Source organism: Streptococcus ruminantium (genome assembly GCF_003609975.1).
Classification (GTDB): domain Bacteria; phylum Bacillota; class Bacilli; order Lactobacillales; family Streptococcaceae; genus Streptococcus; species Streptococcus ruminantium.
On the sequence record NZ_AP018400.1, the window covers coordinates 1,357,154 to 1,380,265 of the forward strand.

22 protein-coding genes and 1 pseudogene are annotated in these 23,112 nt (G+C 39.3%); 8 read left to right on the forward strand and 15 right to left on the reverse strand.

Annotation, left to right across the window (positions count from 1 at the left end):
* Positions 1-63 precede the first annotated feature (63 nt).
* From budA to SR187_RS06445, 3 genes are read right to left on the reverse strand one after another with little or no spacing between them, the layout of a single operon-like run.
* Positions 64-780 carry an acetolactate decarboxylase gene (gene budA, locus SR187_RS06435; RefSeq protein WP_120171896.1) on the reverse strand — a complete coding sequence of 239 codons (717 nt, stop codon included), beginning with the start codon at positions 778-780 and terminating at the stop codon, positions 64-66.
* A 3-nt stretch (positions 781-783) separates the two neighbouring features.
* The gene (locus SR187_RS06440; RefSeq protein WP_120171897.1) at positions 784-2,013 is read right to left on the reverse strand and encodes a tetratricopeptide repeat protein; all 1,230 of its coding nucleotides are present in this window, start codon (positions 2,011-2,013) and stop codon (positions 784-786) included.
* Complete coding sequence (locus SR187_RS06445; RefSeq protein ID WP_120171898.1) at positions 2,003-3,169, reverse strand: AI-2E family transporter; 1,167 nt, start codon at positions 3,167-3,169, stop codon at positions 2,003-2,005. Before SR187_RS06445 ends, SR187_RS06440 begins: the two co-directional genes overlap by 11 nt.
* Before the next feature lie 491 nt (positions 3,170-3,660).
* Here SR187_RS06445 and SR187_RS06450 point away from each other — a divergent pair, with 491 nt between their 5' ends.
* Both SR187_RS06450 and SR187_RS06455 read left to right on the forward strand, forming a co-directional pair.
* Complete coding sequence (locus tag SR187_RS06450) at positions 3,661-4,665, forward strand: lactonase family protein (protein ID WP_120171899.1); 1,005 nt, start codon at positions 3,661-3,663, stop codon at positions 4,663-4,665.
* A 63-nt stretch (positions 4,666-4,728) separates the two neighbouring features.
* Positions 4,729-4,914: a hypothetical protein gene (locus SR187_RS06455; RefSeq protein WP_024531915.1), complete on the forward strand. Its 186-nt coding sequence runs from the start codon at positions 4,729-4,731 to the stop codon at positions 4,912-4,914.
* Between the two features lie 127 nt (positions 4,915-5,041).
* Here the strand turns inward: SR187_RS06455 and SR187_RS06460 are convergent, their stop codons facing one another.
* The 3 genes and pseudogenes from SR187_RS06460 to eno all read right to left on the reverse strand — a co-directional run bounded on the left by SR187_RS06460 (position 5,042) and on the right by eno (position 7,505).
* A complete protein-coding gene (locus SR187_RS06460; protein ID WP_120171900.1) occupies positions 5,042-5,707 on the reverse strand; it encodes an HAD family hydrolase in 666 nt (221 codons plus the stop codon).
* Position 5,708: 1 nt separating this feature from the next.
* Positions 5,709-6,043 (reverse strand): annotated as a pseudogene (locus tag SR187_RS10235) (TfoX/Sxy family protein).
* Between the two features lie 154 nt (positions 6,044-6,197).
* Positions 6,198-7,505 carry a surface-displayed alpha-enolase gene (gene eno, locus SR187_RS06470; RefSeq protein ID WP_002935704.1) on the reverse strand — a complete coding sequence of 436 codons (1,308 nt, stop codon included), beginning with the start codon at positions 7,503-7,505 and terminating at the stop codon, positions 6,198-6,200.
* Between the two features lie 150 nt (positions 7,506-7,655).
* Between eno and SR187_RS06475 the strand changes: the two genes are divergently transcribed.
* Entirely contained in the window at positions 7,656-8,105 is a 450-nt protein-coding gene (locus SR187_RS06475; RefSeq protein WP_024531912.1) for a DUF1694 domain-containing protein, read from the forward strand.
* Positions 8,106-8,146: 41 nt separating this feature from the next.
* Here SR187_RS06475 and SR187_RS06480 read toward each other — a convergent pair whose 3' ends face one another.
* On the reverse strand, positions 8,147-9,268 hold the full coding sequence (locus SR187_RS06480) for a glycerate kinase family protein (protein ID WP_120171901.1): 1,122 nt from the start codon (positions 9,266-9,268) through the stop codon (positions 8,147-8,149).
* Positions 9,269-9,642: 374 nt separating this feature from the next.
* Here SR187_RS06480 and SR187_RS06485 point away from each other — a divergent pair, with 374 nt between their 5' ends.
* The gene (locus SR187_RS06485; protein ID WP_024532659.1) at positions 9,643-10,287 is read left to right on the forward strand and encodes an HAD family hydrolase; all 645 of its coding nucleotides are present in this window, start codon (positions 9,643-9,645) and stop codon (positions 10,285-10,287) included.
* A gap of 91 nt (positions 10,288-10,378) precedes the next feature.
* Here SR187_RS06485 and serB read toward each other — a convergent pair whose 3' ends face one another.
* The 8 genes from serB to SR187_RS06525 form a co-directional block, all read right to left on the reverse strand.
* On the reverse strand, positions 10,379-11,035 hold the full coding sequence (gene serB, locus SR187_RS06490; RefSeq protein ID WP_120171902.1) for a phosphoserine phosphatase SerB: 657 nt from the start codon (positions 11,033-11,035) through the stop codon (positions 10,379-10,381).
* Positions 11,036-11,533: 498 nt separating this feature from the next.
* Complete coding sequence (gene ezrA, locus SR187_RS06495; RefSeq protein ID WP_024532657.1) at positions 11,534-13,258, reverse strand: septation ring formation regulator EzrA; 1,725 nt, start codon at positions 13,256-13,258, stop codon at positions 11,534-11,536.
* Positions 13,259-13,346: 88 nt separating this feature from the next.
* On the reverse strand, positions 13,347-15,299 hold the full coding sequence (gene gyrB, locus SR187_RS06500; protein WP_120171903.1) for a DNA topoisomerase (ATP-hydrolyzing) subunit B: 1,953 nt from the start codon (positions 15,297-15,299) through the stop codon (positions 13,347-13,349).
* Positions 15,300-15,840: 541 nt separating this feature from the next.
* The gene (locus tag SR187_RS06505) at positions 15,841-16,386 is read right to left on the reverse strand and encodes a DJ-1 family glyoxalase III (protein ID WP_120171904.1); all 546 of its coding nucleotides are present in this window, start codon (positions 16,384-16,386) and stop codon (positions 15,841-15,843) included.
* Between the two features lie 13 nt (positions 16,387-16,399).
* Positions 16,400-17,629, reverse strand: coding sequence for an FtsW/RodA/SpoVE family cell cycle protein (locus SR187_RS06510; protein ID WP_079276145.1), 1,230 nt, complete (start codon positions 17,627-17,629; stop codon positions 16,400-16,402).
* 278 nt (positions 17,630-17,907) lie between these two features.
* Positions 17,908-18,150, reverse strand: coding sequence for a type B 50S ribosomal protein L31 (locus SR187_RS06515; RefSeq protein ID WP_024532653.1), 243 nt, complete (start codon positions 18,148-18,150; stop codon positions 17,908-17,910).
* 123 nt (positions 18,151-18,273) lie between these two features.
* Positions 18,274-19,302, reverse strand: coding sequence for an FAD:protein FMN transferase (locus SR187_RS06520; protein WP_120171905.1), 1,029 nt, complete (start codon positions 19,300-19,302; stop codon positions 18,274-18,276).
* Complete coding sequence (locus SR187_RS06525; RefSeq protein ID WP_120171906.1) at positions 19,289-20,233, reverse strand: DHH family phosphoesterase; 945 nt, start codon at positions 20,231-20,233, stop codon at positions 19,289-19,291. The genes SR187_RS06520 and SR187_RS06525 overlap by 14 nt, the downstream gene beginning before the upstream one ends.
* 94 nt (positions 20,234-20,327) lie before the next feature.
* On the opposite strand from SR187_RS06525, the gene SR187_RS06530 reads away from it, so the two are divergent.
* The 4 genes from SR187_RS06530 (at position 20,328) to SR187_RS06545 (ending at position 22,955) form a co-directional block, all read left to right on the forward strand.
* Entirely contained in the window at positions 20,328-20,789 is a 462-nt protein-coding gene (locus SR187_RS06530) for a flavodoxin (RefSeq protein ID WP_024532650.1), read from the forward strand.
* A gap of 362 nt (positions 20,790-21,151) precedes the next feature.
* Positions 21,152-21,421 carry a 30S ribosomal protein S14 gene (rpsN, locus tag SR187_RS06535; protein WP_024532649.1) on the forward strand — a complete coding sequence of 90 codons (270 nt, stop codon included), beginning with the start codon at positions 21,152-21,154 and terminating at the stop codon, positions 21,419-21,421.
* Between the two features lie 81 nt (positions 21,422-21,502).
* Positions 21,503-21,781, forward strand: coding sequence for a chorismate mutase (locus tag SR187_RS06540; RefSeq protein WP_024532648.1), 279 nt, complete (start codon positions 21,503-21,505; stop codon positions 21,779-21,781).
* Positions 21,771-22,955, forward strand: coding sequence for a chloride channel protein (locus SR187_RS06545; protein WP_120171907.1), 1,185 nt, complete (start codon positions 21,771-21,773; stop codon positions 22,953-22,955). The genes SR187_RS06540 and SR187_RS06545 overlap by 11 nt, the downstream gene beginning before the upstream one ends.
* Positions 22,956-23,112: the final 157 nt, after the last annotated feature.

Consider the following 23,112-nt stretch of genomic DNA (forward strand, 5'->3'; position numbering starts at 1 on the left):
ACTTGACTAGTTTGACCGCCTGTTTCAGTCATTTTTTACTTCAAATTTTCACAGTTTTCTGAACTACTCAGCCCTATCTATATCCTTTTTGACTTCCTCAGCATCAACTGTTGCAAAGAGGTACTGGCGGTCTTGGACAGGAAAGCGTTGATCTAGCTGATCTACCGGTCCGATTTCGACATTCCCTTCAGCGATAACGTAGTCTATCACATGGCCCCCAAACGTTCGATCATCCGAAATAAAATGCAAATGGTAACCGGCTACACTAATACCATGGAAAATTTCTGGTGTCCAAATTCCAACAATCGTCCCCGAAATATTCTCTACGGTATATTCTGGTTGTCGGCTAGCGACTTCTGCAAATCGAACTTCTGAAGTTGATTTGGGAATCATGCGCACATGCATCTGTGAAAATGTCCCCCTTATTTTGAGAGAACGGAAAAGATTTTCCCCATCATAGTAAGACTCTATACGCTGATGCAACTCATCACTGGTCATCTCAAAGCGTTGCCTAAAAATAACTTCTGCCTCATGAAAAATAACAGCTGCATAAGGAATCTTTCTATCCGCAGGAACTTCCACTACTTCTGCTCTGTCGCCTTCGCCTTTTGCTTGATAGGCTTTTCCATCCAAAATGATCAACTCACCATCAATGGAATCCAAAGTTCCTAGTCCCAAGTCTCCATGTTCTAGCAGTTCACCAACTGTCAAAGAACCAGTATACAAACCCGCCATCAAAGCTCCTAATGTATTGTATTGAAATAATCGCTTTACCTGCATGCTCTACCCTTGATTTAAAAACTCTTGCATCGCCAAATCATCTGGAACCAATTGGATATAGCGACTAGCCTGCATTCTCGCCTCTTCCAATCGACCAAGTTGACGTAAAACTTCCACATAATCAGCCAAAAATTCTGGGTTATCTGCCAAGTCCACAACCAATTCATCATAAAGAGCGAGGGCACGCTCACTTTCTTCCAAAGCCTGATAAGCTTTAGCCACATTCCAACGAGCTAAAACATTGTCCAAATCCTCACTAAACAGAGCTACAACCTCTTCAAATCTTCCTTGTTCAAGGTAGAGATTCGTCAAACGCAAAAGCAATTCATTGTTATCATCTACTAGTTCTTTCGCTTTGAGCAAGTAATTTTCAGCAGCTTCTTTATCATGTAACTCATAAGCATATTGTGAAGCCTGAAGCAAGAGATTGGCATCAAAACCATTCCTAGATAGCCCCTTTTCTGTCATCTCCAAAGCTTCTTCCAACTTATGCTCTGCATGTAAAGACTGAGCATAGACATACTCGTACCCCTCAAAATCAGGATTGATTGTATCAAGCTGTTTAAAATAGAGATTGGCCTTTTGATACTCTTCTTTTTCAAATAGCAGAGCAGCCAACTCAAAAACCGTCTGATCATCATATTCCAACTCAACAGCTTTTTCCAAAAATTCAATCGCTGCCTCAAATTTTCCCAGACTAGCATAAGCAAGCCCAATTCGCTGGTAGGTCGAAATCCCCGTCAGTTCATAAATTTCACGATTATCCAGTTGAGCGTAGTAAGAAATAGCTTCCTTGAAATACTCTAATTCCATATCCAATTCAGCCAAACCAAATAGAATAATTGGCTCGTCCGATATTCGACTTGCCTCCAACATCTTCTCACGCGCCACATCTGCCAAGCCTTCTGCCTGATACAAGTCTGCCTTGACCAATAAAGCTTCTACATAAACCAAACTCTCTTCTGGAATCTCTTCCAAATAACCAAAAGCCTCTTCTACCAACCCATCTTCAAAAGCAATCTGGGCTAAGTTGATTGCCACCTCCGGAAATTCATCCTTGATTTGAGTATAGATTTGACCTGCCTGAGGAAAAAAACCAATACCTTGCAGATAAGCAGCTAAAGATAAGAGTGTACCTGGATCATCCTCAATCAAGGCTCGGTTAAAATACTTATTAGCCTTTCCCAAATCCTGCTGTTCCAGACAAACCATCATTTTTTCACTATTGTTCATTCACAACCTCATCTTTTTCATTTTCATACAAATCACTATGCGTTTTATACCATTCAAATATTGCCTTAACCAACACCTTGATAGATGCATAGATTGGGATACCTAGTAGCACTCCCAAGATACCAGATATTTGACCCGCAGTTAGTAAAACAAACAAGATGGTAATCGGATGAATGTTGAGTGAGTTACCGATAATCAGCGGAGTCACGAAGCGTCCTTCAATCGTTTGCTCAATCATAAAGACTACTAAAACCTTGATAAGCATGATCGGTCCGGCAATCAAGCCTAAAATCACTGCTGGAATCATAGCCAAGAAAGAGCCCATAAAAGGAATAAGATTTAAAAAACCTGCCAATACCCCTAAAGTGACCGGATAACTCAGTCCGATAACAGAAAACATCAAAGAAAACATTAGTGCTACAATAATGGCCACTGTCACCTGACCACGGACATAATTAGAGAGCTGCCCATTCACATCTGTTAAAACAGTTCCAATCGGTTCTCTCCACTTGGTTGGCAAATACTGTGTGATATAGTTGTTCAACTCTTTGCCATCCCTCAATAGATAGAAAAGAATGAACGGCATAATCATAATCGCAACAATAATCTGTGAAGTTGTTGAAATAATATTACTAGCCCAGTTAACTGCACTTGAAGAGAATTTCTGAACATGAGTCACAATTTGATCATTTACCTTATTGACCATCTCTAGAGCAGTTGGCCTAAACTGCTCAAAACGATCATCTTGAAGAAGACTAGTTACCTCGCCTTCAATTCTCTGAATATTTGAGGGCAAACTTCTCGCAAAAGAAGTCACCTGTTCTTGGATACTTGGAATAGCCACAGCCAATCCCCAAACAATTAAAAGACTAATTAAAACAAAAAGAATGGAAATACCGACCGTACGAGGGATTTTATGCTTTTCCATCCAATCCACCATTGGATTCAGCAGATAATATAGTAATCCTGTCAAAATCATAGGCAAGAGTATAATTTCTAAAAAACTTCCCACAGGTTTTAACAAAAAACTAATCTTACTAAAAACAAATATGGTAAGAAAGGCTAGCAACATCACCAATAAAAACGTGACCGCCTGACTGTTTAAGAACAAACGGAAAAACCAAGTCCAGCCAAATTTTTGATTCTTATCGTCCATCTAACATACTCCTCTTCTTTTTATCTATTGTAACATGATTCAACATAAAACTATCTCAAAACATCTGTTTGAATTTTCAGATTTTTATTGACATTAAGCAATACACTATACCATTTAATAACTAATAGTCTATCATATCATTTACGTAAAAATAAAATAGAACGATAACCAGATTGTCACTACTGTGCCTATTGTTCAGGCTAAATTGGTGATACTTACTAAAATAAATCTACTCCTGTCACATATTCTTACTCTTTCAAATAAATTATAACGAACTTCTCCATCCAAACAACTACATGATAATGGTGAGAGGTGTATTTTAGTTTTTTATTTTAAATAGTCGCAATTTTACTCCTCTGACTGAGTTAGGGTACTATATTGATGATTGCTGATTCTACTTAAAATTTATCTTATAATCATCATTTTATCTAAATATTCTTGGAGCAGATTATGGTATAATATTTTGTGACAAAAAATTAACGAGGTACGCTATGACAATCTATTTCGGTACATATACAAAACGAGAATCCAAAGGAATTTACAAAGCACAATTTGACTCTGAAAAAGGAAAATTAAGCCACTTAGAATTAGTTGCTGAAGAACCAAATCCTACCTATCTCTCCTTTGATAAATCAGGGTACCTTTACTCTGTTGGAGCAGAAAATGGTCTAGGAGGCATCGCTGCTTTCAGGACTGACTTTACTCCACTCAACCATGTGGTATCCGAGGGCGCTCCACACTGCTATGTTGCTGTGGATGAAGAACGCAACTTAGTCTACGCCTCCAACTACCATAAGGGACAAGTCCTAGTGTACAAACAACTGACAGACGGATCACTAGAACTAGCTGACCTTGTACAACACCAAGGTTCTGGACCGCATGAAAATCAAGTCTCCGCCCATGTTCATTTTTCTAATTTGACACCGGATAAATTCTTAGTAACCTGCGATTTGGGCTGTGACCAAGTGGTTACTTATAGGGTATCGGATCAGGGAGAACTCGAAAAATTAGCTACTTACCAAGCCACTTCAGGTAGTGGCCCACGCCATATTGTTTTTCATCCCGTAGCCAAAATTGCCTACCTAATCTGCGAACTTAATTCTACTATTGAAGTTCTTATCTATGACGGTTGGGGACAATTCGAGCTGATGCAAACCATTTCCACTCTCCCTAAAGAGCATACTGGCTTCAATGGCACTGCTGCTATTCGTATCACAAGAGACGGAAAATTTGTCTACGGTTCTAATCGTGGGAATGATTCTATTGCAGTTTACAAAACACTCGGCGATGCCAGCTTAGAACTAGTAGAAATTGTCCCAACAGGCGGAACAACCCCACGGGATTTCACCCTCAGCCCTGATGAAAAACATGTCATTGTTGTCCATCAAGATTCTGACAATGCGACTGTTTTTGCAAGGGACTCAAAGACTGGACAATTAACTGAGCTTTCTCACGACTTCTATGTTCCTGAGGCTGTTTGTGTTACATTCTCATAAGATAAACTCCTTGTAAAATCAATCAAATTTTGGTTTAATAATTTTATAGGAGGTGATTCCAACATGAATCCAGTAGAACTTTTTAACAAGGTCAAAGAACTAGTTGAAAACAAAGACTTTGACGGTGCGAAACAATTTATCGAAGAAAACAAAGACCAACTCGGAGAATACCTAGAACAAGCTAAAAACTTGTTATCTGGCTCTGAGGGTGTGAACGGTCTTTTGGACAAGGTTAAAGGCTTGTTCTAACAATATCAAAAACTAGGCTGAACAATCAGTCTAGTTTTCTTTTTTCCGTACCACTAGAAATTATTCTTACTCTGTTAAAAACTTTTACGCAGATTTGTTCCACCTATATCTACTATATAACATTCCTTTACAAGGAACAGTTCATTTCAAACGATTGTCGCTGACTATCAATCATAGCGATCAGTTCTAGAAGCGAGTCAATCTGCCAATCACTCTTCCACTTCCCATCCTCTACTCCCAATCTCCCCAGTCCAGTCATCACTCGAACTGCTCGCATTCCAAGAGATTTTGCAGGCAAAATATCATTATCATATCGATCGCCGACATAAATAGTTTTATCTGCCGAAGTAGCTGCCTTTTCCAAAGCAAGTTTGAAAATAGTCGGATCTGGCTTAGTGAACCCAATCTCTTCAGACAAGATAATTAACTGAAAGTAGGATAGCACTCCCCAGTCCTCCAGTAAGGCCCTGACTCCACCAGATTGATTCGCAATAATCCCCAACTGATAGTTACTAGATAGCTTTTCAAGAACTTCTTTTACTACCGGATAGAGTCTGACCCCCTCATTTGTCCACAAAGGACGTTTTTCATTTGGAGCAAAATAGTTCCACGTCTCCTTAATCGGGTCTCCTCCACCACGAGCAAACTCCTCCATTTTCTTACAATAAAAATTGAAAGAACCATCTCTTCCAAGAAACTGCAACCTTTTCACACACTCTTTCACGTAATGACTATACGCTTCCTCTTCGTCTAAAAGAGTTGAGCCTAAATCAAAGAATATCCACTCCATCATATCACTCCGCACTTTCTACCTTTTTTCTTCTCCTCGGTGTCAATACTTCAGCAATCATCGTTTGAAAAAGACCTGTCAAGAAAATCTCATCATCTACATCATCTACTAAAACATAGGTTTGACTCCCTGATATGGAACTTCTAAATTTGGATTGGAAACATATGACAGCACCGATGAAACAGCTTTAACCAGTAAACGATTATCATATAATCCACCAATGACTTTCCCTTGATAATAAAGAATATATTCCCCCATCATGGCGCGATAACGAATACCTCCTAAAATTGATAACCGTTCTAAAATAAACTCTAGGTACTCTTTACCAGCCCTCCCAATCGATTGGATACACCTCTTTCAGATTCTTCTCGGATAGATAAATTTCCCCTTGACCCATCCTTATTCACTTACAGTATATCACTTTGACTTAATTGTTACTAAACCAAACAAAAACTCCCTAGAAAACTAGAGAGTTTTAAAATTGCTATACAGCTTATTTTTTCAAGTTGTAGAATGAGTTCAAGCCTTTGTAGACTGCAACTTCACCCAATTGATCTTCGATACGAAGCAATTGGTTGTATTTAGCAATACGGTCTGTACGTGACAATGAACCTGTCTTTATTTGACCAGCATTAGTTGCAACTGCAATGTCAGCAATTGTTGAATCTTCTGTTTCACCTGAACGGTGGGACACAACCGCAGTGTAACCAGCTTCTTTAGCCATTTCGATAGCTTCAAATGTTTCAGTAAGGGTACCGATTTGGTTAACCTTGATAAGAATGGAGTTAGCAGCACCTTCCTTGATACCACGTGCAAGGTAGTCAGTATTTGTTACAAAGAAGTCATCACCAACCAATTGAACGCGTTTACCAAGACGCTCAGTAAGAGCTTTCCAGCCATCCCAGTCGTTCTCATCCATACCATCCTCAATCGTGATGATTGGGTATTTGTTAACCAACTCTTCAAGGTAGTCAATTTGCTCTGCAGACGTACGAACGGCAGCTCCTTCACCTTCAAATTTAGTGTAGTCATAAACTTTGCGTTCTTTGTCATAGAACTCAGATGACGCACAGTCAAAACCAATCATAATACCATTTTCACCAGCTTCATAACCAGCTGCTTCAATAGCTTCGATAATTGTTTCAACACCGTCCTCAGTTCCTTCAAACTTAGGAGCGAAACCACCCTCGTCACCAACTGCAGTTACCAAACCACGAGCTTTCAAGATTTTTTTCAAAGCGTGGAATACTTCAGCACCCCAACGAAGACCTTCTTTAAATGAAGGAGCACCAACTGGCAAAATCATAAATTCTTGGAAAGCAATTGGAGCATCAGAGTGAGAACCACCGTTGATGATGTTCATCATTGGAGTTGGTAATACTTTGGTATTGAATCCGCCTAGGTAAGTGTAAAGTGGCACTTCAAGGTAGTCAGCAGCTGCACGCGCAACAGCAATAGAAACACCAAGAATAGCATTTGCACCCAATTTACCTTTGTTAGGAGTACCGTCAAGAGCAATCATAGCGCGGTCGATAGCTTGTTGATCACGAACGTCAAAACCAATGATAGCATCAGCAATCACGTTATTCACGTTGTCAACAGCTTTTTGAGTACCAAGACCGAGGTAACGAGACTTGTCACCATCGCGAAGCTCAACTGCTTCGTGCTCACCAGTAGAAGCTCCTGATGGAACCATACCACGTCCGAAAGCACCTGATTCAGTATAAACTTCGACTTCAAGTGTAGGGTTACCGCGTGAGTCAAGGACTTCACGAGCGTAAACATCAGTAATAATTGACATTATATTACTCTCCTTTGAGTTTAAAATAGTTACACTGTTATCATACCTTAAAACAGGGGATTTTTCAAGAAAAAATAGGTTATTTTTACTGAAAGAGCTGATGTAAACGCCTTCCTTTGCAAACTGAATCTGATATGGTATACTAAAATTATGAACGATTTACATACTACTATTCTGCAAAAAGCCTCTGGAGAAACCCGTTTCAATCCCGATGAACAACGACTTTATATGGGAACCTATCGGGAACGGGTAGTGCTACTTATCTCGTTTGAGGAGATACAAAAACAACAATTCATTCACAACTTTGATAGCATCTGCCAACAACTATCTAGTAGTCATATTCCTCTATTTTTAAAGCTGTCCCCGTCTCTATCTGATCGCTTACAAGTTTCATTCATGAAAATGGCTCAGACTCACACAATTACTACATCCATCATTGATGAAAAAATAGGACAATCGCCCTATGCTCTTGTTTTTCATACAGACCATGCTATAGATAAAGAAAAAATTACTTTAGAAGACGTATTTCCAAAACTTATTACTGAAGAGGAAAAAAAGAAAGAGGAAAAGCCTTCCTTCTGGAAAAAATTATTTGGGTAAGCAATGCTTCCCTTTTTTTAATTGCATTGGTTGAAAACTTCTTAATTCATTTTTCCACCTAGTTGAAGAGTTCTCGCCACTTGTTCCGCTGTTCGTACTAAATTTTTTTCTGCTTTTCGGAGCGTGTCTTCTAAACCTCCAACTTCAGCGATAATCGGGAAAGCTGCACAGATATTTTCAATGGGAAAATCCGGTAAATCTCCTTTAAGACTACCACAAATCGCGATCACTGGAATACCTACAGGTGTTCGTCGAGCAACTCCCATAGGAGTTTTCCCTCCCAAACTCTGTGCATCCATCCTCCCCTCTCCTACAATAACTAAATTTGCCTGAACGACCCGCTCATCAAATCGTAGCTGATCCAAAACAAAGTCAATACCATTTTGAATGCTGGCTCTAGCAAATTGTACCAAGCCTGCCGCCATACCCCCTCCTGCACCAGCTCCAGCCAAATCAAGAATAGTAGGATTCACAAGTTGATAGAAGGATCTCATTTCCTCATCCACCTGCCCAAATTCAGATACTGCCAATCCTTTTTGAGCTGCAAAAACATGCGTAGCTCCTTTAGGACCACAAAGAGGAGTATCCACATCCACCACCAAGTCAATACTGACTTGAGATAGGTCAGATACAATAGCTTCTGCAGAAAAACTAGCAATCTTTCCTAAGTTGGCCCCAATAGCCTCTACAATCTGTCCATTCGCATCATAAAAATTTACTCCTAAACCTGCTGCCATCCCAATCCCACCATCATGACTAGCAGAGCCACCTATGCCGATAAAAACATGTCTCGCACCTTCTCTAACCACATGTAAAATCAATTCACCAACGCCATGAGTCCTAATTTGAAGAGGATGTCTCTTTTCTTTTGGAATACTTGCAAGACCAACAATTTCAGCCATTTCAAAGACTGCAATATCATCCTTCGTTGCATAGGAAACAGAAACTTTTTCACCAAAAGGTCCTGTAACTTCTGTCTGTTTTCGTTTAAGTTGTAGGGCTTCTACCAGACTATCAACCGTTCCTTCGCCACCATCACCCAGTGGGAGTAAATCATAACTCGCTTGAGGATAAACTTTAGAAAAACCTGAATGAATAGCCTGAGCGACCTGCGAAGCAGAAAGAGATTCCTTGAATGAATCTGGAGCAATTAAAACATGCATGACTGAGAAACCTCCTTTACTTTATATTATTAGTATAGCACTACTGCCATAGCCTTTCAAGAAATCTTTTAGTCGGTATTCACTGAAAATCAAATAGTTTCAACCATCTATTAAAATAACGAGGGAAAGAAAATAGCTAAAACTTCTGAAAGGGACTCTTGTGGATAAAAAAGATAAATGAACTCTTCCCGCCAAACCAAGACATAAGGAAATAAGATAAAAACCGAAAATCCATTTACCGAAGTTAAAATGAAGCTTATATCAATACTATTTTCTACTAAACTATACAAGATTCTTCAGTTATCATACCTAGTTTTACAAAAACTGAATTTGATTTTCAAAGAGTATGGTATACTAAAGGAAAGGAGATCGATATGTATCAGACTATTTTATTTGACCTAGATGGAACATTGACAGACTCTGGTCAAGGAATTTTAAACTCAGTTGCCTACGCACTTGAAAAGATGGGGATAGAAGAACCGAATCCAGCCAATCTACAACGTTTTATCGGTCCACCTTTATATGAATCATTTTCACGATTCTATCAACTGAATCAAGAAGAGACACAAGCTGCAGTAGATGCCTTTCGTATCTATTTCAAAGAAAAAGGAATGTTTGAAAACCAGCTTTATCCAGGTATCATTTCTCTCCTAGAAAAACTGAAAACGAATGGGAAAACACTTGTGATCGCCACTTCAAAGCCAGAAGTTTTTGCTAAACAAATCTTGGAACATTTTGGAATTGCTCACTATTTTGAAGTGATTGCTGGAGCGAGTTTGGATAGCAGCCGTATCAGCAAAACGGATGTTATTGCCTATGCCTTAAAACAGATAAACTCTATCTCCCTTCCAGCTATTATGATTGGCGATAGGGAGCACGATATTGAGGGAGCATCTGCCAATAATTTGCCTGCCATCGGTGTTCTCTATGGCTACGGAACGAAGCAAGAATTTGAAACTGCTGGTGCCAGTCATATTGTTCAAAGTGTGAAAGAGTTAGAGAAGTTTCTTTTAGCTTAATACCAAAAGGCTCGAAATAAATCGGGCCTTTTTATACTCTATCACTATTTTATCTAGTAAACTACACTGCCTCTATTGTTCCTGGCAGTTTTTACTTGCTTTGGGAAGCCACTTCATCAATTATCTCAATCAATTTGTATAAATTCTTCTCTGTAATTCGGTAGGGAGCTTCCTTCTCAACAACTGATTTGGCACAAAAAGCAATTCCAATACCCGCTTCTTGAATCATCGGTAAGTCATTTGCCCCATCTCCCATAGCAATTGTATCCTTCATTTCCAGACTATTTTCCATAGCCCAAGCCCTCAATTTAGCCTTTTTTACATCCTTTGTCACAATTTCACCAAGTACTTGACCTGTAAGAACTCCATCCACAATCTCAAGTGTATTGGCCTCCACATAGTCCAAATTAAGACGCTCCGCTAACCTATCTACCGTTTGATGAAATCCACCTGACACTACTGCTACTTTATATCCACGTCTGTGTAGCTCTGCCACCAGCTCCTCTGCACCAGGTGTAAAATGAATGCGATCAAAAATAGTAGCAAGAACCGTTTCTGGCAAACCTTTAAGAAGGGCGACCCGCTCTCTTAAAGCTTCTACAAAATCCAATTCTCCTCTCATGGCTCGCTCAGTAATCTCCGCCACCTGCGATCCTACGCCAGCTTCTTCTCCTAATAGATCAATTCCTTCTTCCATGATCAAGGTGCTGTCTACATCCATGACCACTAATCCTTTAATTTTCTTCATTTATCACCTCAATCACTTTGAGCTGCTCCTAAGAGCAAACCCAGTTCTAACCTGCTGGCTTACGGATGTTAGAATAAACGCAACCAACTCCAGCACAATAACCAATCCAACGTAACTATCTAATGATTCTCCTATATATCAGAGATGTATCCGTCCCCTAGCCAATCATTCAAAACATTTCCCACCTTAATGCCTATTTTGTTCCATCTTACCAGATTTCTGAAAAATTACAAGAACTAGTAATACTTTCACCAATATTTTCAAGTCTCTCTTTCCAGGCTTCATAATAAGCACAATGATATTGGAATAATCTACTGAAACAAAACATATTTAACCTCTATAAAAGGATTATTTTCTTTTAGATGCTATCCCCATTAAGCACTCGCAGCATGCAAACAGAAAACCATAATCATTATCACTGCTAAAAATGTTTCATATCTTCCAAAAAGAAAAGACTGCTATCACTTTGTAAATGCGTGATTAGACAGTCTTTTACTGTTAATAGCGGATAGCCTCTCGAGTTTTCTCATACGAACGTACAAAGCGCTCTGTTACACCCGGCTCAACCGTCTCCAAAGCAAATGAAATTTCTTCAAAAGCTGCTTGATAGTCAAATTCTTTTTCAAAGATTGACAGCGAGCGGTTGAAGGCTTTTTGTACACTTTCATCAAATGAACGGTAACGGTTAGAATACTGTAAAAGCTGCTCTGTCAAAGTAGCGTTCTGCACGATTAAGTATGCTAACTCCTCTAATTGATTCATATCATAGGTTGCATTTTCCAACAGACGATTGACGACTTCTGTGTTAATCCGCTTATAATCCAGTTCAGCAATTAAGGTTTCTACATGATCGCTGGTTCTGAAAAAGCTAGTCAAGAACTCTGCCGGAATCCCTGGAAGATTGCGCTTTTCCATATAACGCTTAAGGGTATGAAGCTTATTGATATAAAGAGTAGCCTTTTTGCGTGCTGTACTTTCTGATACTTCTTGCGATTTGAGATAGTCAGCCAATACTAGCTGCTCTTCTTCAATTTCTTTCAAACTAGCTAGGGAATGCTCCAGACGTTCTTCCAAAATAGAGTAAGCTACTTGTGGATTCTCAAGATCTTCTACGCTTTCTGCCACAACAATTTCAATTGTTTCCAAGCGTTTTTTCAACTGCTCAATCCGTGAAAGTTTACTGTCAGCTAGAAGGTACAAAGCATTCAAACGCTGACTTTCCTCATCCAAAAGTTGTGTGTTTTGCACAGCATGTTCCAAAAATTTCGGCAAGTTTTTGCTAATCCTAACAACTGCCTTATTGGCATCAATTTCTCGATTAAAAATACGATACAGATGGTCAATTTTCGCCTGGATGGCTTCATTTTCAGCCTCTGCAGCATCCAAATCAAAAGAAACAATCAGGGCTGTATTTTCACGGATCGATACGCGAATATTTTGGAATTGCGACTCAATATTTGCTTCTGTAAATAAGTAATTTTGCTCAACTAATTTGCGATAACCAGATTCCAAATCTTCTAACTGTTCTGGGAAGTTTTTGGTTACTTTTTCAATCAAATCTGGGATACGATCCATAATTTGATTCAAGGCAATCATGTGCTCTTCTGTCTTGTCAAGAATCTCAGCAGCTTCTATAGGGTCACCTGATGAATTAAGCATCACAAACTCAGAGAACTCGACTTCAATATTTTTCAACTGTTTTTCAAGCTCTGGCAATGTCTCGCCATAACTCTCAGAATTTTCACGAACGGCTGCTTGCAAGTTATCAAATAAGTTTAAAGCATGTTTGACACGACCAGAGTTTTTTTCCTCTTGTTCCCTCAGCTCAATTAGACCGCGACGGATAGAAGAAATATCTTCCTCAATCAAATCAATTTGGCTTTCAATGCTATCAATAGCGTTTTTAGCACTAACAAAACGAAAAGAATTATTGTAGCTCTCTGCTTCAAAAATATGGTTTTCAATATCAGCAAACGAATTGAGCGATAAATCCACCCACTTTTGATTCCACTCACGGAATGAAACCTGACTCTGACCAATCAAATGAAGAGCCTTAACAGTCTCAACTTCTTCATTAACTGGGAGGTTAAATAGATCTTCCTTGCGTTCCTCCAATGCAACCAAGAGGTTGTCATTGCGTTTGCGAATAATCAAGCAAGCTACATAGGCAATGATTAGAATAATAACAATCGAAACGATTAAGATGATTGTTCCTGTAGGCATGTAAATCTCCTTAGCTCATAATAATTACTAGAAAATATCGCTTAATTATACCATAAATCTCTAGTATATGCACTTGTTTTTTTCGTTTTTAGACATCTAATGTTGAATAAACAGCATTTTCCTCAATAAACTCTCGCCGAGGCTCAACTCTGTCCCCCATCAACATGTCAAAAATCTTATCTGCTTCCGCAGCATCATCAACAGAAACACGTGCCATAAGACGATTTTCTGGATTCATCGTTGTTTCCCACAACTGATGATCATCCATTTCTCCCAAACCTTTGTAACGCTGAATAGTTGGCTTGGAACGTCCTGTACTATGTCTCGCTAAGGCATCTTGCAATTCTTGTTCTTGATTAACACTAGGCTGGATGTATTCTTTTATTTCACTTCCAACTTTGATTCCATAAATTGGTGGTTGCGCAATATAGACATAGCCAGCCTCTACCACTGGACGCATATAGCGGTAAAACAAGGTCAAAAGGAGAGTTCGGATATGGGCGCCATCCACATCGGCATCAGTCATGATAACCAGTTTCTGATAACGGGCTTTGCTGACATCAAAATCAGCTCCAAATCCAGTTCCCATCGCTGTAAACAAGCTGCGAATTTCTTCATTGGCCAGAATCTTATCCATGCTAGCCTTTTCTACGTTTAAAATCTTACCACGGATTGGCAATATAGCTTGAAACTCACGATCACGACCGGACTTAGCAGAACCACCAGCTGAATCTCCCTCAACGATAAAGAGTTCTGTTTTTGTCGCATCATTTGAGGAACAATCAGCCAATTTCCCAGGAAGATTGGAAATTTCAAGACCAGATTTCTTACGAGTCACTTCACGCGCCCGTTTAGCTGCTATGCGAGCCTTACTTGCCAAAATCCCTTTTTCAACGATTCGACGAGCAACCTGCGGATTTTCCAAAAGAAATTCTGAAAAAGCTTCTGAAAAGAGACGATTGGTAATCTTGACAACCTCGCTGTTGCCCAACTTCGTCTTGGTCTGTCCTTCAAACTGTGGCCCAGGATGCTTCACGGAGATGACAGCTGTCAAGCCCTCACGTACATCTTCGCCAGTCAGATTGTCCTCGTTCTCTTTGAGAATTTTACTTTTCTTTGCATAATCATTGATAACACGCGTAAGTGCTGTTCGGAATCCCTGCTCGTGAGTCCCCCCTTCATGGGTGTGGATGTTATTTGCAAAACTGACCACATTTTCATGGTAGCTAGTCGTATATTGTATGGCGACTTCTACCGTAATATCATCCATTTCACCTTCGGTGTAAATAGGCATTTCAAAAATAACATCTTTGTTTTCATTGAGATACTCAACATAGGAAGCAATCCCCCCCTCATAGTGGTATTCCTTGGTTTGTTCAAGTCCTTCACGCTTATCTGTAATAGAAAGATTCAAACCACGGTTGAGGAAAGCCAACTCCTGAATACGTTTATTCAACTTAGCAAAGTCAAACTCAGTTGTTTCATTGAAAATTTCTGGATCTGGTGTAAAATGCACAGTCGTACCAGAACGATCCGTTTCTCCCACCACTTTCAAATCTGCAACGACCTCACCACGATGATACTCTTGAAAATAAACCTGACCATTTTTATAGACATGAACATCCAACTGTGTTGAAAGAGCATTTACTACGGAAGAACCTACGCCGTGCAAGCCACCAGAGACCTTATAGCCGCCTCCGCCAAATTTCCCACCAGCATGGAGAACGGTGAAGACTGTTTCCACAGCAGGACGACCTGTTTTTTCCTGAATATCAACAGGGATTCCACGACCATTATCAATTACTGTAATCGAGTTGTCCGGTTCGATATAGACTTCAATCTTATCTGCAAATCCAGCTAAGGCCTCATCTATGGAGTTATCAACAATTTCCCAAACCAGATGATGAAGCCCCTCTTTGGAAGTGGAACCAATATACATTCCCGGACGCATCCGAACTGCTTCCAACCCTTCCAAAACCTGAATCTGACTGGCATCATATTCCTGAGCCTTATCTTGTAAATCTTTGATTTCTTCTGTCATTTCTTTTCCTTATTTTCTATAATGATTACCCGTTTAAAAATAAAAGTCTACAAAATAATCTAGCAAGACAAAAAATAATCATCGTCAAGCAAGTAACAACGGGTACACTTTCTATTTGAAATAGGTAAAAATCATTCTGATGAATACCTCTCATTATACCATATTTTCTGATATTTTGATAGAAAAAAAGGGGCTGAAAAAACACCCCTATTAAATAGAAACACTTTTATATTATTATTTTCAACTGTTATAGCCTAGGGAACTCCCAGGATTCAAGAGAAAGTCATTGGAATATGCCTGACAAAGTACAACACAGGTTTGAAGTGGGATAGGCTAATCAATTCTGAATCCCTTTTGTTTCACTGCTATATATGGGGCAGCTTCTATTTCAAATCTTCTCTCAGATGACAGAATTTGTATGATTGGTACTCATCCAGATACACCTTATTCAAGGCGACTAGAACAATCATCACTATTTTGCCTAGTTTGGTTTTACTACCGCTAGAAAGAGAAAACTTTTTAAAGCGCTTCAAAACATGATTTATTTTTCAATCTTATAGACCATTGTCTGCGCAAGCTCTGTGCCATCACCACCAAACAAATCAACCAATTTATATGCAAAATCCAAACTTGTACCTGCACCACGACTAGTAATGATAGGTCCATCAACTACTACATTTTCTGCTAAATGAATGCCTGATTGAATATCTGCTTCTTTTCCAGGAAAACAAGTATAGCAACGACTGTCTAGTAGACCTGCTTTATCTAAAACAATCGGAGCTGCACAAATAGCTGCAATAGACTTGCCCATTTCAACTGCCCGCTTCAATGCTGAAATCAAACGATCATCATCTCTTAGATTTACCGATCCTGGCATTCCTCCAGGTAAAACAATCAAATCAAAGGGAGACAATTCACCGCTAAACATTTGATCCGTTTGAACGCGAATTCCATGTGATCCCTCCACTTCCTGACTATTCAGACCAAGTATTTGACAATCAAAACCAGCACGCCGGAAAACATCAACAGGTGCCAAAGCTTCAATTTCTTCAAAGCCATTAGCCAAAATAACTGCCACTTTCACCATATAAACCTACTTTCTAACGTCTTAATGTAATATTTCTATTCTTACGTGATTTGTTGGACTCTTTCTCACTGGCTAGACGTGATTGATAGCCCATTGATAAGACCAAACCAACACCGATTAGATTGGCCACCATTGATGATCCTCCCTGAGAGATAAAAGGCAATGGAATCCCTGTCAAAGGAAGTAAACCAGTTGCAGCACCAATATTTTCAAAGACATGGAAAAGAATCATCATGATGTATCCTGTCGATATATAGGTATAGTAACGGTTGTTTGATTGCAATGTTACTCGCAACATACGGTAGATAAAAAGTAAATACAAACCGATTAGGACTGTTCCACCAATAAAACCAAAATCCTCGCCAATAACTGTAAAGATCATATCACTTTCACGGACAGGAATTAGTAGATTGGTTTTATTGAAACCAAGGCCCTTCAATCCACCACTACCAATAGCAATCAAGCTCTGAGCCTGTTGGTAGGTAGTTGTTTGAGCATTTTTAAATGGATCCAACCAAGCCGAAATACGGTTGATTTTGTATGTGTCTATGCCTATATTGTATAAGAAAGTCGTCCCACCAGGAGAAATGAAAATAAGCATAAAAGTGACAAATAATACAAACAAGGTCAAGGCTGTAGGTAATAAAATTTTCCAAGAAACCCCTGATAAAAGAAGCATGCCACTGAAAATAGCAGCAAACACCAAGGATGTTCCAAGGTCTTTTTGCATAGCCAAAAGTAGTAAAATCGGAACCGTCAGTAAAATCATATAGCCAATGAGTATAAAGTCCTCACGAATCTTCCGTATCGGATAGTGTTTATGGAAGGTAACAATAACTCTAGCCAACATGACAATATAAGCTATTTTCATAAACTCTGAAGGCTGAAAAAGAGTCATATTCCCAATAGTCACCCAGTTTTTTGCCCCTGTTGAAGCCACCAACTCAGGATTGTAGAAAAATAATGGTAAAGCCATTAGAATAAGCCCCAGAACATATAAAAAGGGGGTAACTTGCCAAAGAAATTTAGTAGAAAAGAACATAACTAAAAAGGCTGCGATCATCCCCATCCCTATCCATGCAACTTGCTGTCCTACCATTTGTAAAACATTTGCGGGATAATCCTGACTAACTGCAATATAGAGCGAGATAATCCCCACAACTAATAGAAAAAAGACTGGTAAAATGAGCGAGTAATCTATTCGACTATCAATCGTCCCTCTATATTTCATGAAACACCTCATACTTTCACTTCAAATTCTTACTTACCCTATTGTAGCAAAAATATTCACTCATTGAAACTAAAAATCAACCTCATTCTTGTAAAAAGAATCTTAAAAAAATTGCTCAATGGAGAAGAAAACACTGATTTTTTTTCTTTTTTCTCACTCTTGTTTTACTCTACAATTCATTCTCTCATCCCTTCTTGTTTCGTTCTAAAGAATAAAGAAAAAATAGTCTCTGAATATTGAATATACTTTTTAATTTACAAACTAAAAAAACAACCCCGAGAGGTTGTTTCTTACTTGAGACCGTATTTTTTGTTGAAACGATCCACACGTCCATCTGCTTGGGTGAACTTTTGACGTCCTGTGTAGAATGGGTGTGAGTCTGATGAAATTTCCACACGAACCAATGGATATGTTTCACCTTCAAATTCTACTGTTTCGCTAGTTTTCTTAGTCGAACCGCTAAGGAACTTGTAGCCAGTAGTAGTGTCCATGAAGACAACAGTGCGATATTCTGGATGGATATCTTTTTTCATTTATAAAAAATTCCTTTCTGCCATGGTCTCTTTCTGAGCCATAGATTATAACCACTTAAGTCTACCAAAATTTTTGCCTTCTGGCAAGTCTTTTTACCTATTTTTTCAACATTCTATAAGAGTTCAAAGAACAGAGGCTCCCGAAACGATGTCGGATGTAACTCTCATTCCAAAACTCCCCTCTGATGGACTAGCCAAACCATCCGAAACCCTCTCTAAACCTATTTCAACCCTGTCAACCAAGCTCGGTGTCAACAAAATACGTCCTTCAGTATCTATTAACACTGCTTCTACCTCTGGTATTTGACAAACCATCTCAAAGATCTCTGGTATCGCCTGTCCAAACAAGCGAGTTGTCCAAATTTCACCATCTACCGATCGCTTAGAGATGATCGTGAGACTAGCAAGATTCGTTTCAATGGGGTACCCCGTCTCAGAACTTAAAATATGATGATAGTTTTTTCCATTGACCGTAAGGGTTCTTTCGTAGACACCTGAGGTAACAACCGATTCTTGACTTATTTTGAGAACTAGGGCATTTTCACCACGCACTTTCTGTGGATCTTGAATACCGATTCGCCAGTAACCATCTGGATTGTGTGGAGCTTGACCAAAAGTTAGGACATTGCCACCTAGGTTAATCAAGCCTGCGGCCACATCCATTCTTTTCAAGAATTCAACAATCCTATCCGCTACATAGCCTTTTGCTAAAGCACCTAAATCAATAGCCATACCTTTCTTTGGCAGATATACCATCTGTTCTTCATCATCCAATTCAATGTCAGCTGGATCGATTAGTTTGAGTTTTTTATTGATGATTTCTTGATGAGGAATATTAGCATCACCAAATCCAATCCGCCAAGCCTGAACAAGCGGTCCAATTGTTATATTGAGAAAGCTATCTTCAGCCAAACTATGTTTTTTGCCCAATTTTATCAGTTCGTATAAATCCTGCGTAACTGGAACTGCTTGAACCCCAGCATTGAGATTGACCTCCATCAATTCGGAAGTCAAATCATTGGCTGAAAAGCGGTCCTTGTATAGATAGAGCAACTCCTCCACCTGATCTAAGATTGTTTCTGCTTGCTCATGCCAAATCTTGGTTTCAATCATGGTTCCCATCAAGCGAATGATTCTACTACTTGCTTGCATTTTTCACTACCTGTTGGATTTCTTGGTAAATTTGTTCATTTTCAGAAAGAGAATAAGAGTTAGCACCACTCGCTAGTGGATGACCACCGCCATCGTGGCGTTTTGCAATCTCATTGATAGGAGTATACTTACTGCGGAGACGAACCCTATAGCTGCCATCAGCTTGCTCTACAAAAACACCCCATGCCTGAACCGCTCCAATACGCCCCGGTGCGCCAACAATGAAAGAAGTATCCGCATCGGTCACACCGTACCGCTCAAGAATTGCGCGCGTCAATATAATGCGAGCAGCTCCGCATCCATCTACCTCTAAATGATCATAGACGTACCCTGTCAGCTTAGCAATTTTAAAGTCAATGGTATCCATCTGACGAGATAGGTGCGCAAAATCAAAATCTTCTTGGAGCAAACGAGCAACCATTTCAAAGGTATGTGAGCTAGTCGCTGGGTAGAGAAAACGGCCTGTATCGCCTACGATTCCAGCATAGAGCAAACGAGCAATCTCTCCATCCAAAACTAACTGACTTTGGATAGCGAACTCTGTAATCATTTCACTACAAGAACTAGCTGCTGTATTGACCCAAAGTAAGTCGCCATATGGTTCTTCATTGGGATGATGGTCAATTTTTATCAAAAAGGCGCCCTGCGCATAACGCGCATCATCAATACGAGCAGTGTTTGCTGTGTCTGTCACAATGACCAACGCACCCTGATAATCTTTATCCGCTACTGCATCCATCTCTGCCATCCAAGAAAGATTGGGAGCTTCAAATCCTGTTGCCTTAATAGTCTTTGTCGGAAAATTCTTTTGCAATAATTTTTGCAAGCCAACCTGACTACCAATCGCATCTGGATCTGGTCTCTGGTGACGGTGAATAATGATGGTGTCGTATTCTTGAATTTTTTCAATAATGTTACTGTAAATAGTCATAGCAACTCCTTTTCATCATTTTAGCATAAACTTCCCCTTTTGAAAATGATAGGAGTGTGATATAATGAGGTGACTATATAATTTGGAGGAAATTATGGCACTAGCAAAAATAGTTTACGCTAGTATGACTGGTAACACAGAAGAAATTGCCGACATCGTTGCCAGTAAACTAGAAGAGTTAGGCTTAGAAGTACAAGTTCATGAATGTACAACCATTGAAACCGAAGAAATTTTGGATGCAAACCTCATTGTTGTAGCTAGTTATACTTATTCTTATGGTGGAGATGGGGAACTTCCAGATGAGATTGTTGACTTCTATACTGACCTAGCCAATTTAGATTTGACTGGAAAAATCTACGGTGTCTGCGGTTCTGGTGATACTTTCTATGATGATTTCTGTAGTGCAGTTGATGATTTCGATGTTATGCTAGGTTCACGCGGTGCAATCAAGGGTGCTGAGAATGTTAAAGTTGACCTCGCTGCTGAAGAAGAAGATATTATCAATTTAGAAAACTTTGCAACCGACTTAGTCGCAAAATTGGATACACTTACTTAATTAACGGATCAAACCTTAATGGTTTGATCTGTTTTCATATTCCTTGTATGATTTTTCCCTCTACTACAAGATTGAAAAGGGCAATCTTATAGCAAACCATTTTCTAGTTCTACTTCGACTTATTTCATATCATTTTAACTCACCTTGCTTGTACCTTTATCAGACTATCCCCATATTGGTTTGAAGCAAACTATGCTTTTCTCATCTCCAATAATCTAGGTCTGAGCTATTGATCAAAAATAAATAGGGTAGCTATAAAATAAAAGATTGAAAAAATATAACTCACCAGTAAGTTTTTTACTTGCAATTTTTTTATTTCTGATATACAATTAACTAGTTAACTATTTGTAAAGGAGAAGATAATGGCTAAAAAATCAAAAATAGCTCGCTATCATAAACAGTTGGAATTGATTGAGCGCTATGCTGAATTACGAAGAACACTCAAAGAAAATGGGGACTATGAAGCTCTAAGAAAGCTTCCTCGTGATTCTAATCCTAACCGATTAAAACACCGCGACCTCACCGATGGCCGTCCACACGCCTACATGCGCAAATTCGGTGTCAGTCGGATTACATTCCGTAAGCTCGCTCATCTTGGTCAGCTTCCAGGAGTTAAAAAAGCAAGTTGGTAAACTTCCTCAAACAAGGCTAGTCTTCAGCCTTGTTTTTTGCTATACTAAAAACCAACCAAAATAATTTATAGGAGAATAGACATGGAATTGGAAATCATTCGTTCACAAATCAATCAACTAGATCAAGAACTTGTCACCCTATTGGAAAAGCGTATGGAATTGGTAGAACAAGTCACAGCTTATAAGCGGGCGACAGGAAAACCAGTTCTTGATAGCAGTCGCGAAACAAGTGTCTTAGAACGTGTAGGAAATTTGGTAAAAAAAGACGCATATCGCTCTACCATTCAAGCAACCTTTAGAGACATCATGGCTCAGTCCAGAGCTTATCAATCTTCACAGTTAATGAGCCATGAGCAATAGAGGAAGGTTTCAGGTTCAACTATTTGTCCTGTCTCTGACGAGTGGAATAATAGCAGGTTTGGTGACAACTCTCTTTGGAAATATCCTGTTAGGTATAGGAGAGCTACGCTCTAAATTCTTTCTCTGCTTGATACCATTTTTAGCATTGGCTGGATTAGCACTCGTTTTTGCTTATCAAAACTGGGGAAAATCTGTCCGATCAGGCATGGATCTAGTTTTTAAGGCAGGACAAGGACAAGACACACATATATCTCCAGTCTTGATTCCATTGATTACGCTAACAACATGGATCAGTCATCTTTTTGGAGCCTCTGTTGGACGTGAAGGGGTAGCTGTTCAGTTGGGAGTTGCCCTTTCTCATTGGCTAGGAACCAATTGGTTCAAATCCATTTCTAAAGATTTAATAGTTAAAATAGGTATGGCAGCTGGTTTTGCTGGACTTTTTCAAACACCCTTGGCTGCTAGTTTTTTCGCTATTGAAGTCTTAGTCGTCGGGAGTTTTTCATGGACAAGCCTCCCCTATTGCTTGCTAGCAGCCTTCACAGCCTCTACCACTTCTCATCTGCTTGGATTAGAAAAATTTAGTCATATCATCACAACTCCAAACTTTCAAATTGCAGACAGCTTCAAATTCCTATTGTTATCACTTTGCTTTGGCATTATCGGCAATCTTTTCGCTTGGATTCTTGAGCGGGCAAAGACTCGTATAAATATTTGGTTGTCCGATCCTTATAAAAGAGTATTCTACATGGGATTATTGTTAACTGCCCTACTGTTTATTTTCCACCAAGGCCGTTATTCTGGTCTAGGAACCAATTTAATTGAGTTTAGTTTAGAAGGAGAGCAAATCTTTACCTACGACTGGTTTCTCAAGCTCATTCTCACCTGTCTCTGTTTGGTAGCCGGTTTTCAAGGTGGTGAAGTAACTCCACTCTTTGCTATTGGCGCTAGTTCTGGTGCTGTCTTAGCAGGAATACTTGGTCTTCCAATAGAATTTGTTGCAGCCCTTGGGTATTGCACTGTATTCTCCTCGGCTACCAATACTCTACTAGCACCTATCCTGATTGGATATGAAGTATTTGGTATTAGTCTGGTACCTTACGCTGTTCCTGTTCTTTATCTAGCCTATTTTATCAACCGCAAAGAAAGTATCTATCGACAACAGTTGCGATAAGTCGAGATATACTCGTAAGAAACCACAAAAAGCCTGTATTTTCAGGCTTTTCGAGTATTTATCATCATAGTATTTATCCTGTGGAACACTCTGCTCATTCTTTTTTCGATCCAATCAATGTTTATCTCTTCTAATTGCTTGAAATGCATTGACATAT